Annotated in this window: 10 protein-coding genes; 2 read left to right on the plus strand and 8 right to left on the minus strand. The window is 44.5% G+C overall.

Annotated features, from left to right (window positions below):
* Positions 1–289: 289 nt before the first annotated feature.
* The 4 genes from QUB26_RS12045 to QUB26_RS12060 form a co-directional block, all read right to left on the minus strand.
* Entirely contained in the window at positions 290–787 is a 498-nt protein-coding gene (locus QUB26_RS12045; protein WP_333318156.1) for a 2TM domain-containing protein, read from the minus strand.
* Between the two features lie 169 nt (positions 788–956).
* Positions 957–1793, minus strand: a complete 837-nt coding sequence (crtA, locus tag QUB26_RS12050) for a cyanoexosortase A (protein ID WP_333058453.1) — start codon at positions 1791–1793, stop codon at positions 957–959.
* Between the two features lie 808 nt (positions 1794–2601).
* Positions 2602–3279: a PEP-CTERM sorting domain-containing protein gene (locus tag QUB26_RS12055; protein ID WP_333318158.1), complete on the minus strand. Its 678-nt coding sequence runs from the start codon at positions 3277–3279 to the stop codon at positions 2602–2604.
* Between the two features lie 1601 nt (positions 3280–4880).
* Positions 4881–6455, minus strand: a complete 1575-nt coding sequence (locus QUB26_RS12060) for an outer membrane protein assembly factor BamB family protein (RefSeq protein WP_333240280.1) — start codon at positions 6453–6455, stop codon at positions 4881–4883.
* 273 nt (positions 6456–6728) lie between these two features.
* On the opposite strand from QUB26_RS12060, the gene QUB26_RS12065 reads away from it, so the two are divergent.
* Positions 6729–8876 (plus strand): thioredoxin domain-containing protein, encoded by a 2148-nt coding sequence (locus QUB26_RS12065; protein ID WP_333240278.1) that lies wholly within the window; start codon positions 6729–6731, stop codon positions 8874–8876.
* 290 nt (positions 8877–9166) lie between these two features.
* Here QUB26_RS12065 and QUB26_RS12070 read toward each other — a convergent pair whose 3' ends face one another.
* The 4 genes from QUB26_RS12070 to QUB26_RS12085 all read right to left on the minus strand — a co-directional run bounded on the left by QUB26_RS12070 (position 9167) and on the right by QUB26_RS12085 (position 13395).
* On the minus strand, positions 9167–10255 hold the full coding sequence (locus QUB26_RS12070) for an ABC transporter ATP-binding protein (RefSeq protein WP_333240276.1): 1089 nt from the start codon (positions 10253–10255) through the stop codon (positions 9167–9169).
* A gap of 219 nt (positions 10256–10474) precedes the next feature.
* A complete protein-coding gene (locus tag QUB26_RS12075) occupies positions 10475–11536 on the minus strand; it encodes a spermidine/putrescine ABC transporter substrate-binding protein (RefSeq protein WP_333240274.1) in 1062 nt (353 codons plus the stop codon).
* Between the two features lie 51 nt (positions 11537–11587).
* Positions 11588–12439: an ABC transporter permease gene (locus tag QUB26_RS12080; RefSeq protein ID WP_333240272.1), complete on the minus strand. Its 852-nt coding sequence runs from the start codon at positions 12437–12439 to the stop codon at positions 11588–11590.
* A gap of 110 nt (positions 12440–12549) precedes the next feature.
* Positions 12550–13395, minus strand: coding sequence for an ABC transporter permease (locus QUB26_RS12085; RefSeq protein WP_333240270.1), 846 nt, complete (start codon positions 13393–13395; stop codon positions 12550–12552).
* 101 nt (positions 13396–13496) lie between these two features.
* Between QUB26_RS12085 and QUB26_RS12090 the strand changes: the two genes are divergently transcribed.
* Positions 13497–15008, plus strand: a complete 1512-nt coding sequence (locus QUB26_RS12090; RefSeq protein WP_333240268.1) for an FAD-dependent oxidoreductase — start codon at positions 13497–13499, stop codon at positions 15006–15008.
* Positions 15009–15290 lie beyond the last annotated feature (282 nt).

Here is a 15290-nt window from a genome sequence, read left to right on the forward strand (position 1 = left end):
GTGTAACTCAATAAAGGGCGATCGCTCTTGGGGAGAGGTTCAAGAAAAAACCTTAACAATTACTCTTTCCAGTAATATTGTTTCCGGTTGCATCGGAATCATAAAATCGAGTCAACAGTTAACACTCAAATATTCAGTTTTTCGACCCCTCCTTCTACAGTCAACAGTCAACAGTCAACAGTCAACAATCATTCCGGTGTAACCGGAATTGATATAACGAGTTAAAATCCGAATTACTTCACCAGTGTGAAGTAAAAGAAACCGCGATAGCATTTTTTACCATAGCAAATCACGACTGCAACCACTTCATAAACTTATTCGTCGCAGTACCAATAGACTCTCCCACCTGTTTCTTCAACCGCCACCGCTGAAACGCTTTTTCGTAATCTTCCCCTTCAGTTTGATAAACATTCCAAGCATTCAGCGACAATCCCAATCCCCACGTTAGTAAAATGAACAGTGACCAAGAAAGCTCGTGCGATCCTGCTAGATTAAACAAAACTAAAAAAGTATTGATAATGCCGTACTTGGTCACATTTTTCTGCAAGTTGCGACGACGGTAAGAGTTAAAAACCAGCTTTTCTTGAACTTCTCCTCTAGTTGCTAACCATTGCTGTTCCGCCGCTACAATATCCTGTTCGGAAATGCCCAATTCCGCTGCAATCTCGAAAAGCTGCACTCTGGATAATTCCCCTTCATCTTGTCGGCGTGCGATCGCAAGCTGTAAAATACCCTGAGCATCCTCTGAACCGTAAACTTGACTTATTTGACTTTCATTGGTTGCCATAACAGGTTTCCGATAATTCCTGACATCATTTCTATCATAGATATAGACGCAGTTAAACGATAGGTAGTGACATTGGCGGATTTCAACACCCGGACATTTGAGTGAGCAAGACTCCTGACTATGGGAGGGGAAATCGAAGAACCGATATATTTCCCCAAATGGCAACTAATTAATTTCCCGAACTGTGACTAAGTTGGCTATCTCGTTTCAACATAAATTGATAAAATATCCCAAACAAAATCACCGCAATCATTCCCACCACTAAAGAACCTTCACCCTCATGCCAATATTTAAACAAATCTAGGCGATAAGATGCAACTAGCAATGCCATTCCCGCCACTCGCAAAACATTAATAATAAAACCCAAAATGACAGCGACACATATTACCAAAGCCTTATTTTGTTTAGTAGGAAACATCACCAAACAAATTACAGCTAAACCTAATAAGTAATTCATTGCCTCTATACCCGAACAACCCCCATTTACCAACACCCTTCCTGTCGGCAAAGCAACATAATTACCATCGCGTGTTACATCAAAACCGACATACCACAAAGAATAATAAGCAAATTTAGCAGTAAGCGAGGTAACAAAATCCACTAAAGGTAACGTAATGACACTGGGGGTGCCATGAAAAAATAGTATTACCAATTCACGCCAATATAGTTTTAAGTTCTGAAAACCTACCGCCAGTAGGCTCACACCTAAACCAGACAAAAAAGGTGCCAGTCTTAAAAAAGGCTCGGATTTACTGGAAACCACAGCACTTTGAAATAAAATAAAAGCTATTAATAGCGTCCCTGCTATTGTCGATAATAGGTCACTTTTTATCTCACGCTGTTTGAGAATATCCTGGTTGTCCCAAAGCAGGGAACCCACAGCGAACCAAAAAACTATACTCATCCAAAAATGAGCAACATCGTCCAGCTTCCACAGGAGTGTCATATTCAGAGTTACTAAGGCTGTGGCGATAATGATGAGCCAAAAAATTTTTCTCTTGAACATTTTAGATATTAGTTATTAGTTGATCGATGAGAGCCATACTGCGGACTGTTTTTGATTGCCAACCCTAGAATAAGGGTTTCCAGCCGATTCGGCAATCGAAGTACCAACGGAAAATCGATGGTTTTAGACTCCGAACTAAAAAACAGTCCAGACTATTCTTAGATGATATCATAAAAATAGTAGGGGATGTGGACAACTCAGTAGCTTGAACCCCTTCTACGGAAAGGACTTGGAGGATTTTAATCGCCGTTAATCTTTGAGATGAGGTTAGTAGACACTCTGGAATTTGATGAATGGTGAAACTCAGATGCAACGCATAGCTCAGCATTAGGACACCTAGTGAAAAGACTGTTACTCGAAATGATTGCTTGGATGCCTAGCACTTGTTTACTGGGCCCCTGTAAGCAAAGACTAAAAAGCGAGTAAATCAATCAAAATTAAAAATACAGCCTCTTCCATGTTCATGAAGCACACTATAAAGCTATATTGTGTGGTGTTAATCCTCCGGGTGCGGATCTGCGAAATATTGGTCGATAAAACTTACAGATTGACGGGTGTATCCGCACAAAACAGCAGGCGATCGCTCTTCTTGTGTGTACCACATCTACATGGAATATGCTGTAACTCTTAATAACAGCGGTAACGCTACAACTGCGTTTCATATCGCCTTAAAAGTCCGGGGTTTTCAGAGTGCGGCGCTATCAGATACTAAGAAACCTGGTTTCACCAAGAAACCAGGTTTTTAGCTCGAACATAAAATCATCAGTTTGGCATCAAGCCAGAATCGAAAATTAGTTCAAACGATCGCCTATTCAGCTTTTTGAGCCTGAGCACGTTGCTTTTTGAACATAGCACCAAACCCAACAGCGGCTCCAGCAGCAAGCATTGTTAAAGGTTCAGGAGTAGCTTCAGTGTTGCTAGTGCTGCTGACAAAAGCATCGCTATACTCGCCCTTAGCACCAATACCTTGGACGTGCAACCCTAATCTTAAAGTACCTGCATTCAACGCGGAAACTACGTTATTATAATTTCCCGTAAAACTCAATCCCAAAACCTCACCCGCGTGGATACCGCCCTGACCACCAACTTTTGAAGCTGAAAAATCAGTAGACCAACTAGGGGTCAGGTTGTTACTTTGTGACAAATTAGCAGCTCCAGTATCTTCAAAACTAACCGGGCTGCCAATATTACCAACATTAAGGCCAAAGTTGCTCAATAAATTGGTATTAGAACCTGTGTCAAAGAAAACTGAACCAATAAACATGGTGTTTACTGATGTGTTATTTGCAATCTTGAAGAGAACGTTATTTGAGCCAGCATCTGTGACATCAAAGCTAAAGTCCTTAAAAAAAGCATCTCCATACGTATCGCCACCAGCGATATTACCAAAGCTGAAGGCAGAGGCAGGTGCTGCGGATACTGCACTAAGAGTAGCTACACCGGCAACAGCTAAAATAGATTTGACTAAGTTTAATTGGAATTTCATGGCTGACACCTTTATTTTTATGTTGACTGGAAGCAGGTTTTTTTCCTTCACATATTCAATCTAAAGCAAAGCACAAGTTAATGCAAGTAGGTTTGATAAAGATTCGATGAAGATTGGGAATAAGCTGATTGGATTTAGGCAAAATGCCTAAATTGATGGCTTCTAGCTAGCTATTTCCTATGGCGTGCATCAAAAAATAGGGGTGCTGCCATCCGGATTTTAGTCCTGACTTCTCTCTCTTTTAAAAAGCTATAACTCACCTTCCTAAACAGGGGTGTCACACAGCATAATTACTGATAAAACTCTTTTTAAGCTCTAAAGTATGCCCTTAAAAAGTTTTTTATCCGTGAATGTACGGTAGAAAAGTTTAAGTGAGAGCTTGATTGGTGGGTAAAAACAGGTAAAAACCGATGATGACAGTGGAATCTGCGGAATGTGGGCTATAACTCAGGACAAAATCTTGGATCATATTCGGTGCGTGGATTCTCGCTTTCGGATTCAGCAACCAGCGCCATTTAGACTTATATATTGCACCATTACCAAGAACCGGCTTTGGGGCCCGTTCCACAAAGAATGAGTTTTCTTGTGGGGAGTAGGGGGTGGGCAGGAGAGGCCGCCCAAAACAGGCTTATCGATCATGGTGCAACATCTCAATTTAGAGACCAATGGTTTCGGTGCTCGTTATTATCTGTGACGCCGGAACTTTGGCAGACTAAAGGGACGACTGGACTTTCTGGGACATTGTTTTTCGGAACACCTCTACCGTCAGGGCTGTTTCGGGGCAACCACGGGGAGTAGGGGTCGGATTGCCCCTAGGGAAAACCAGCTTTTTGTAGGGTTCGTGCCAAGAATGCCTACCCATCCAGGATTTGTTAGGCCTTTGGTGGGATTGGGGCAGCCACGGGATTGGGGCAACCACGGGATTGGGGCAGCCACGGGGGGATTGGGGCAACCACGGGGGGATTGGGGCAACCACGGGGGGATTGGGGCAACCACGGGATTGGGGCAACCACGGGGGGATTGCCCCTACAAGAGAATGAAACAGCCCTGCGTCTACCGTCTCACTCTTTTAAGATACAAGGGGCGGGTTTTTGGGATTGTCAATTATTGGCCGGTATTGTTGGTGAGGGGATCCCCTACCATATTAGGGGTTATCGATCGGACATAATATGACAAGCTGAGCCAGCAAAAGCGGAAACACGCCGAAAATTCGATCGACTGGTTGGTCTGGTGCGACGAAGCCTGAGAAAGGGCCTGGAGGGAAAATCAACCGATTTCTTCTGTCAATTCGCTACTCTAGCTGCCACTGGTTTAGGGTGATGGAAGGGGAAGCATTGTGCGATCGGGCGATCGCAAGCTGTAAAATACCTTGAGCATCCTCTGAACCGTAAACTTGGCTTATTTGAGTTTCATGAGTTGCCGATAATTTCGGAAATTATTTTTCTCATGTATATAACCGCAGTTAAACCGCAGGTAGGAATAGGTCGCGGATTTCAACACCCTTTTAATAACAGGCTTTCCGGCCTGTTCCACAAAAGAGTCTACTTATTGTGGAACAGGCCGGAAAGCCTGTTCCCGATAGAGGTACAAAACACCCATAACTAACCCAAAGTATACATCCAGCCATCCCTCGCGCAAATCCTCACAATTCCGTCCCAAACTACAGGCGTCGCCTCAAAAGACAAACCCGGCTTAAATCTCCCCGATTCTATTACTTTCAAACGGTAAAACTCCCCTTTAGCATTTCTCAAAGCATTCTGATCCCCCGACTTCGCTCGTTCCCAATTCAAATTGAACAAATAAACACCGTTGTATCCCGCACTGATCAGTTTATTGCCATCGGTAAAAATCGGAGTTGAAATTGAAGAACCAATCGCTTTTTTAAATACTATTACCGGAGTATCGTAAGACTGGTTTCGCCAAGGCACAAAAGTTTTTTTACCTGTAATCATATCTTGGGAACCGATGTACAAATTGCCGTCGAGCGCATTTGTGGCAAACAGCGCCGGAAACTCCCCTGGATTGTACTCATCATTCAAAGCCACCGAGCCAATTATCCCGCCTTCCCAGCTAGAAAGTCGGCGATTCCCCGTCGGCAAAAACCATTCGACGCTGGCATTCGGTTCTTTATTTGGATTCAGCTTCAGCACTCCGCCGTTGCCCTGAATGTATTGTTTTTCAATGGCACAAAACAGTTTACCTGATTTAGAAATTACTGCACTTCCATCCAAATCTGAACCAGTATAAAAATCCCAAACAATCTTTTTAGTTGCAATGCTAATACCGTAAATATGACCGGAACCAGCAGCTATAAATATTCTATCTTTGAGCCTTGATGGCGATGATTCCGCTACCAAGTTGCCGCCGTGCTTGCTGATATCTGCTGCTGCATAAAGCTGTACCTCCGACAAGATATTTGGCTGCTTGATGCCTTCTTTGATTTTTGCACTGCTTGTGGAACTATCGAGAAAATAGCCGATCGCATTTTCCCCCGCATTGAACAAAACGCCACCGCCGATGTACAAAGCGCTGCTGTCATTATCCCGGCTGTAGCTGGGCGTTTTCCTGATGTCTAATTTCCAAAGTTCCTTGCCAGTTCTAAAAGATATTGCCCTAAAACTCGGCACGATACTTTTGCCACCACCGCCACTGCGGCTTCCCTGCAAAATTACAATTCTGTTTTCGGCGCTAGCTTTTTGATCGATATAAATCGTTGATGAACCTTTGATTACATCATCAAATTTATAGCGCCAAACTTCTTTATTAGTAGCAATATCTATTTTTCGCAAATTGTGGTCATAAGCACCTATAATTAAATAAGTTTTTCCCCCGTCTCTGGTAATTGTCGGCTGTCCTGTCCAACCGGCACCGCTCCAAACTACAGACCGCCTTCCCAGAAAAGTGCGGCCGCTGCCGAGTTGAAATTTGTCGATTAACTTCAAGCTTTTCGGAACACCTCTGCCGTAGAACCGACGCTTGTCGTTACCTAAAAAGGTCGGGACTAATAATTCTATTTCTGGGTCTGCTTTAGCCAGGAAATTGTTAAGATTAGTTTCTAATAAAGCTTGATCCGAGGATTCAGTTTGGCTCAGTTTGATAACAGCAGGAGGAACAGCAGCACTCAGCAAAAATTGTCCTAGCTGTTGATTGAAGGTTCTCCGAGATGATAAGCTCATATTAGATCGAGATAATCAGCCTTAATATTAAAACATAATGATCAGCAACAACTCAACTAAAACATCTCGCGCTAAACTGCTAGAGGACTGATACCAATTTAATGTGAAGTTGCACATATCTCGATCCCCCTAAATCCCCCTTAAGAAGGGGGACTTTGAGCGGAATCTTGTCCCCCCCTTATTAAGGGGGGCTAGGGGGGATCTGATTCTACGGGGCCTCATAAAAAATTGGTATGACAAGCTTACCCAGCACGAGTAAAAGTATATTTGATTATGGTGAACCGTCTTGCTCAATCCCAAAGCCTTTACCTGCGGAAACACGCCGAAAATCCGATCGACTGGTGGCCTTGGTGCGACGAAGCCCTAGAAACGGCCCGAAGCGAAAATAAACCGATTTTCCTGTCAATTGGCTACTCTAGCTGCCACTGGTGTACGGTGATGGAAGGGGAAGCATTTTCCGATCGCGCGATCGCCCAATACATGAATTCGCATTTTATACCGATAAAAGTCGATCGCGAAGAACGCCCGGATATCGACAGCATTTATATGCAAACCTTGCAAATGATGACCGGTCAAGGCGGTTGGCCGCTCAACGTTTTTCTCACTCCAGACGAGCGAGTTCCCTTCTACGGAGGCACTTATTTCCCCGTAGAACCGCGCTACGGACGCCCCGGATTTTTAGAAGTTTTGCAAGCAATTCGCCGCTTTTACGACACAGAAAAAGGCAAAGTAGAAGCCTTCAAAGCAGAGATTTTAGGCAACCTCCAACAGACGGCAGCGCTGTCAGGAGTAACCGCCGAATTAAATCGCGAACTCTTCCAAAAAGGCTTAGAACTCAACACCGGAATTATTGCGGGCAGCAACCCCGGCCCCAGTTTTCCGATGATACCTTATGCTGAGCTAGCACTGCGGGGAACGCGATTTAATTTTGAATCAAAATACGACAGCAAACAAGTCTGCACTCAGCGCGGATTAGACTTAGCATTGGGCGGCATTTATGACCACGTAGGAGGCGGATTTCACCGCTATACGGTTGATGCGACTTGGACTGTGCCACACTTTGAAAAAATGCTCTACGACAACGGTCAAATTGTTGAGTATTTAGCAAATTTGTGGAGCGCGGGAATACAAGAACCCGCTTTTGAAAGTGCGATCGCGGGGACAGTAGAATGGTTGAAGCGAGAAATGATTGCGCCAACAGGCTATTTTTATGCTGCACAGGATGCGGACAGCTTTACCCCCCCAACCCCCCCTTACCAAGGGGGGGCGGAAAATTCAACCCCCCCTTACCTAGGGGGGGCAACGGGGGGGTCAGAACCGGAAGAAGGAGCATTTTATGTCTGGACTTATGCCGAACTGGAACAACTATTAACTGCTGAGGAATTGGCGGAAATTAAAGCACAGTTTACTGTTAGTCGCAGCGGCAATTTTGAAGGCAAGAATGTATTGCAGCGCCGCCATCCGGGAAAACTGAGCGACACGGTAGAAACGGCTTTGGCTAAACTCTTTGCTGTTCGCTACGGTGGCCATCCCGATACTGTAAAAACCTTTCCGCCAGCCCGCAACAATCAAGAAGCTAAAAACGACAGTTGGCCGGGTAGAATTCCCGCAGTTACTGACACGAAAATGATTGCTGCTTGGAATAGCTTAATGATTTCGGGTTTAGCCCGCGCTGCGGCGGTTTTTGGAAATTTGGAATATCTGGAATTAGCTGTGAAAGCGGCTAATTTTATTTTAGACAATCAGTGGACGGATGGGCGGTTTCAGCGTTTGAATTATGACGGACAATCTGCTGTTACCGCGCAGTCGGAAGATTATGCTTTGTTTGTGAAAGCTTTGTTGGATTTGCACCAAGCGAGTTTGACTTTAGGCAATGGGGAAGAGGCAAAACAGTTGCCGAATTCTCAGTTTTGGTTGGAGAAAGCTGGGCAGGTGCAAGAAGAGTTTGATGAGTTTTTGTGGAGCGTGGAATTGGGAGGATATTACAATACTGCTAAGGATGCTAGCGGAGATTTGTTGGTGCGGGAACGCAGCTATATAGACAATGCAACTCCGGCGGCGAATGGAATTGCGATCGCCTCTTTGGTTCGTCTCGCGCTGTTGGGCCCGAATTTAGAATATCTCGATCGCGCGGAGCAAGGTTTGCAAGCTTTCAGCAGTATTGTGCAAGATGCTCCGCAAGCTTGTCCGAGTCTACTTTCGGCGATCGACTGGTATCAGCATTCTACCCTGATTCGCACGTCTAGCGATCGAATTTCTGGCTTGATTTCCCAGTATTATCCGACTGCTGTCTGTCAGATTGAGGCTGATTTACCTGAAGGTATTATCGGGTTAGTTTGCGAGTGTTTAACTTGCAAGGAACCTGCGAAAAGTCAAGAGCGACTGTTGGAGGAAATTTTGCAAAGTCAAACGCGAGTTTAGCACCAATACTGTCTATATTATTGAACCGCGAAAACGCGAAAAACGCGAAGGAAGAAGGAGGAAGCAGAAGGAAGAAGTAGATTATCTTCTACCGGGAAGGAAGTACATCTTCAATCGGCTCCTCAATAGACTTTTTGCAAAAGTCCTTTTAAGCAAATTTTCGGACGGGCAAGATGCCCATCCCACAAGAAAAAAAACTTTTTGTGGGATGGGCATCTTGCCCGTCCCAGCTATTTTTGCAAGAGGTCTAATCTTCCAAAGAATCTCAGTGGCTTCAGCCCGCTTGACTGTCAACAAATGCAAATACTTTCCGGCGGCACGGCAACTCGAACGCTGTCGCCGACTTGGTGTCGCTGCAAGTCATCTCTGTGCAAGTTTTGTCGGCGAAGGGCGATCGAACTTTTAGCAGTCAACCGCACCGTATAGCGCGTGTCAGTGCCAATATAAATAGCCTCTTCTACTATTCCCGGCCAGCTATTTTCATCGTCATAATTAGCCGGATAAATAGCAGCTTTTTCTGGACGCAACACCAGGGTGACAACTTTCCCAGGGGGGATATCTTCGGCTGTTGCAACTAACACGGGCAACTCCTGGTCAACCAACACTATTATTTTACCGTTTTGCTTTTCTACTACTCGACCACTTAAAAAATTGCTGTCGCCAATAAAATCAGCAACAAACCGCGTTTTAGGATATTCATAAATATCAACTGGCGTGCCGACTTGTTGCAGTTTTCCTCCATCCATCACTGCAATTCTGTCCGACATCGTTAGCGCTTCTTCCTGATCGTGAGTTACATAAATAAACGTAATTCCCAATTTTCGCTGCATTTTTTTTAATTCTAATTGCATCTCTTTACGCAATTTCAAATCCAGCGCTCCTAGGGGTTCATCCAACAGCAAAACAGACGGCTGTTTGACTAATGCCCTTGCTAGTGCTACTCGCTGCTGCTGTCCCCCTGAGAGTTGGCGGGGATAGCGTTTTCCTACCTCGGTTAACTGTACTAATGCTAAGGCTTCAGCAACGCGATCGCCAATTTTTTTCTGAGGCAAATTCTCCATTTCCAACCCAAAAGCGACATTTTGTGCTACTGTCATGTGCGGAAATAAAGCATAGTTTTGAAATACCGTATTTACTGGGCGGTGAAAGGGTGGGCGATTTTGCATCGGTTGGCCGTGAATGTAAATTTCGCCGGCTGTGGGAATTTCAAAACCAGCAATCATTCGCAAAGTTGTAGTTTTGCCACAGCCGGAAGGGCCGAGTAAAGAAAAGAATTCTCGATCGTAAATTTGCAGGTTGATGTTATCTACAGCTAAGAAATCTTTACTGCGGGCACTTTTAAATACTTTGGAAACTTCTAAAACTTCGACAGAGTGCATTGTGTTAGTATGTGTGAGTATAAAAAGCTGAGTTATAGTCCGGTTAAACTGATATCTTGCACCATTCTCAATTACTGGTTTAGGAACGGGCAAGATGCCCGTTCCACAAGAAATTTATTCTTTGTGGAACAGGCATCTTGCCTGTTCTTGAGAATGGTGCAACTCCAAAACAAGCTAAAAAATTAAGTAAACCAGCCCCGGCAGAAACCTGTTTTATATCTACTTTCCGGCCCCTGCTTTAACTTCCGTCCAAGCTCGATCGTACAATGCGGTTGCTTTCCCGACATCCTCCAATAATTTCATTTTGCCAAACACCTCAGCCGGTGGGTAAATTTGAGGATTTTTCAAATCGTTCGGGTCAATTAAACCTTTATCAATTGCTGCTTTGTTGGGCGATCCGAAGTGGGTAAAATTGGAAATTTGGGCGCCGACTTCTGGCTGCAAAATAAAGTTAATAAATTTCTCCGCTAACTCTTTCTGGGGCGCACCTTTGGGAATAGCCATGTTGTCCGAAAAAATGATTGTTCCTTCTTTGGGAATAGCGTAACGGAGATTAGGATTTTCTGTCATCACTTGGAAAATATCACCGCTCCATTCCATTGTCAAATTTACTTCTCCTTGATCTAGCATATTTTGCCCGGTGTCGGGGACAAAAGCTGCAATGATATTGTTACTTTTAATCAGCAAATCGCGGGCTTTGTTAATCTCTTCGGGATTGGTTGTATTTGGGTCAAATCCTAAATACATTAAAACTCCTGCTAATGTGTATCTAGCATCGTCTTGCCACGCTACTTTTCCGGTATATTTAGGGTCGAACATCACCCCCCAACTATTAATTTCTCCCTGGACTGTTTTCACGTTGTAGCCAATTCCCATAGTTCCCCACTGGTAGGGCAGCGAATATTTGTTGCCTGGATCAAAAGCTTGATTAATAAACTTAGGTTCTAGGTTCTTTTGGTTGGGAATATTGTTTAAATTCAGCGGCTCAATTAGATTTTCCGCGATCATGATTTTCACCATGTAATCGGCAGGAAATATTAAGTCGTAACCGGGGTTTCCCTGTTTGAGTTTGGCATAGAGTGCGTCGCTGTTCTCGAAAGTGTCGTATTGAATTTTAACATTGTTCTCTTTCTCGAATTGGGCGATCGCTTCTGGGGCGATATAACTTGCATAATTGTAAATGCTGAGCACTTGCTGTTGGTTGCCACCTGTGGGGCTACAGCCGAAAGCCACCGTTGCACTCATCACAAATAAAAGTAGGAAAGTCAGCAGGCGTTTCATAGGTTTTGTTAGTTGCAGACAAAAATAATTATGACACAGAAAGCAATTATTTTAAGTTTTCTGAACTTTTAACGATGATACAACCAGCAACAAAGAAGCCAACAACATCAAAGTTGAAATGGCATTAATCGCTGGCGTCACTGAGAATTTTATCATGCCATAAACAAATAATGGTAGCGTCATGGAACCGACGCCCGTGGTAAAAAATGTCACGACAAAATCGTCCAGCGACAGAGTAAAAGCCAGCAGTGCCGCGCTGAAAATAGCGGGCCAAATCAGAGGGAGAGTGATGCGCCAAAAAGCCCGCCATTCGTTAGCGCCTAAGTCAAAAGCTGCTTGTTCTAATTGAGGATCTAGTTCCGCCAAACGCGCCCTGACAGTAATAGTCACAAAGGAAATATTAAAGACAACATGACCTATAATTACGGTAGGTAAGCCGAGATTCAGGCGAATTCCCGTGAGATTTTCTACGATCCGAAATACTAGGGTAAAGAAAACTAGCAGCGAAATGCCGATCGTAATTTCGGGCATGATAATCGGCAAAAACAGTAAAGCTTCTACAGCTTTGCGCCCCGGAAAATGAAAGCGTTCGAGTGCTAACGCGAGCATTGTACCAAAAATTGTCGCTAACACCGTCGAAATAGCTGCAATTAGCAAGCTGTTGTTAAGGGCTGTCCAGATTCCGGCGCTGCTACTCGTAGCAATCGTCGCGCCTGCATTGCTAAACAAACTGCGGTACCAATCGAGGGTAAAACCGCGCCAAACGGCATTGAATCTGGAGGCGTTAAAGGAGTAAATAATTAAGATGAGAATTGGCAAGTAAAGAAAGGCAAATGCTAGTGCAGCTTGTACCCAAAGCCACTTTTTGCCGATCGCCCGCACGAGTAAATCTAGTTTAGTCATTAGTCAAAAATAGGTTAGCCTGTAGGGGCGGGTTTTACAGACAATCTGTGCCTAAGACCAATAATCTCATAAACCCGCCCCCACCCAACTGTAAATCTCAATCTACCTGTTTAAGTTTCATCAGACACGCGGAAGTAAATTAACACCGGAATCAATATGATTACCGTTAACAGCATAGAAAGCGCCGAACCAAAAGGCCAATCGCGGGCTCTCATAAACTGATTCTGAATCAAATTTCCCACCATAACTGTTTTAGAACCACCTAATATATCCGGTGTGATGAAAGCGCCGACAGCGGGAACAAAAACTAAAATAGAGCCTGCCACAATACCGCGAGTTGTCAATGGTAAAAATACGCGCCAAAAAGTGCGAATATCATTTGCACCTAAATCGTGAGCGGCTTCTACTAATGAAAAATTGAAGCGTTCTATGCTAGAATATAAAGGCAGAACCATGAAAGGTAAATAGCCATAAATTAGACCGATCGCCACAGCGAAAGGCGTAAAAAGCAAGTTTAACGGTTCGCTAATAATTTGCAGGCTTTGCAGGGCTGTGTTAACTACTCCTTCGCTACGCAGCAGTATGATCCAGGCGTAGGTTCTCACTAAAAAATTAGTCCAAAATGGAATAATTACCAGCAAAAGCAAAGCATTTCGCCAGCGAGGAGAACGGGTGGCGATGAAGAATGCTAGGGGATAGCCAACTAACAAGCAAGCGGCAGTTGTTAGAAAAGCCAGCCAGAGCGATCGCCCAATTACTCCTAAGAAAAGTCCACTGAACAAACGCTGGTAGTTGCTGAGAGTAAATATCCAAGTAACACCGCCGTAAGTACCGCGTTCTAAGAAACTGTACAACAGTACAATTAGCAAGGGCCAAATGAAGAAAACCATCAGCCAGGCCGTAGCGGGAAATAAGAGCAGCAACAGGTTAGTCTGCTGGCGGTTTTTGACACTCATTATTTACTCAAGCGAAATTTAGCACATAATGCAACACATTTTATATCAAATCCGCATTTTATGAATTATGTCATCATTAATAAATTATCAAGAGGTACGCAATGTCAGGAGAATCGTCAACCCCCAAAATAGTCGTCGTCGGTGCAGGATGGGCCGGTTTAGGCGCTACCTATCACCTAGCCCAGCAAGGCTATGATGTCACCCTGCTAGAAGCAGGCCCTTATCCGGGTGGCTTAGTTGCAGGGTGGAAAACCGCCGGCGGGCGTTCCGTAGAAGCAGGCATTCATGGCTTCTGGTATCCCTACAAAAACATCTTTTCCCTAGTCAAAGAATTAGGACTCGATCCCTTCACACCTTGGACTCGTTCTTGTCAGTATTCACCCGCGGGATTGGAAGTAGAATCGCCAATTTTTCAGGACGAACCGCGCCTTCCCACACCGTTAGGAACCTTTCTTTACACCAGATTTAAAAGGCTGCCATTAGTCGATCGGCTTTCAGCGTTGCCCTTACTCTACGCCGTCCTAGATTTCGACAATTCCGACGAAGCTTGGCGCAGGTACGATCGCGTCACAGCCCGCGAACTATTCAAACAGTTTGGCGTTTCTGCAAGACTGTACCGCGATGCTTTTGAACCGATGTTATTAGTAGGTTTATTTGCACCAGGAGAACAATGTTCTGCCGCCGCAGCTTTGGGAATGCTGTATTATTTCATCTTAGCACATCAACCGGATTTTGATGTAGTTTGGTGTCGCGGAACTGTCGGAGAAAAAATCTTTCGTCCCTGGGTCGATCGCCTGGAAAAACTCGGTGCAAAAGTATTGACAAAGCAGCGAGTTACTGATTTAAGAGTTGACAGCAACAACCGAGCCACAGGCGTTGTTTGCGGCGAAGAAACCTTCGATGCAGATGCAGTTATTTTTGCAGTTGGCGTCACCGGAATGCAAAAAATTATCAGCAGCAGCCCAGCTTTGCAAAGCCGCCAAGAGTTTCGGGACGCGATGAATTTGGGTGCAGTTGACGTGTTAGCTGTTCGCCTGTGGTTTGACCGAAAAATTGACATTCCACTGCCTTCTAATGCCTGTTTTGGATTTAGTTCAACTACAGGCTGGACGTTTTTTGATTTGAATGCTTTGCACGACGAATTTCGAGACGAACCGGGAACAGTTGTCGAAGCTGACTTTTATCACGCAAACCAATTAATTCCCCTAAAAGATGAGGAAATAGTTTCCTTAGTTCAGCGGGATTTAGCGACTTGCATTCCGGCTTTTCGGGAGGCAAAAGTAATTGACAGCAGCGCGATTCGGCTGTCGCGGGCTGTGACGCATTTTGCCCCTGGCAGCTATCAGTATTTGTTGCCAGCGGTAACAAGTTATGATAATGTATTTATGAGCGGCGATTGGGTTGTGACCCGGCACGGTTCTTGGTCGCAGGAAAAGGCTTATGTTACTGGTTTGGAAGCGGCAAATTTGGTAATTTCGCGTTTCGGAATCGGAAACAAAGCGACAATTATTCCCGTGGAAGCTGATGAACCGCACATTCAAATTGGGCGAAAGATTAATCAGTTTACTCGCAGTATGACTAAAACTTTCATTCCCGATTTTTGGCTGCCATAAAAAGAAGGAATTCTGCAACGCATTTAACAGATATCTTGCACCATTCTCAATTAGCCGTAGGGGCGGGTTCGCCAACAGCCTTAAAGCTTGCAAATAGGTTCTCTAAACCCGCCCAACCCCACGAAAAATCCTCTTATTGATATTGCTGCAAGATGTCAGATTTAACTGAGATGTTAGGAAGAATGGGGATTCCCGTCTGGTTAGCTAAGGATCGCGAATTAAATAACTTACAATTTTAATTGTTATTGTGGGATGGGCGTCCCGCCCGTCCTTTTTGGACGG

The organism is Microcoleus sp. B4-C1, from assembly GCF_036705285.1.
Classification (GTDB): domain Bacteria; phylum Cyanobacteriota; class Cyanobacteriia; order Cyanobacteriales; family Microcoleaceae; genus Microcoleus.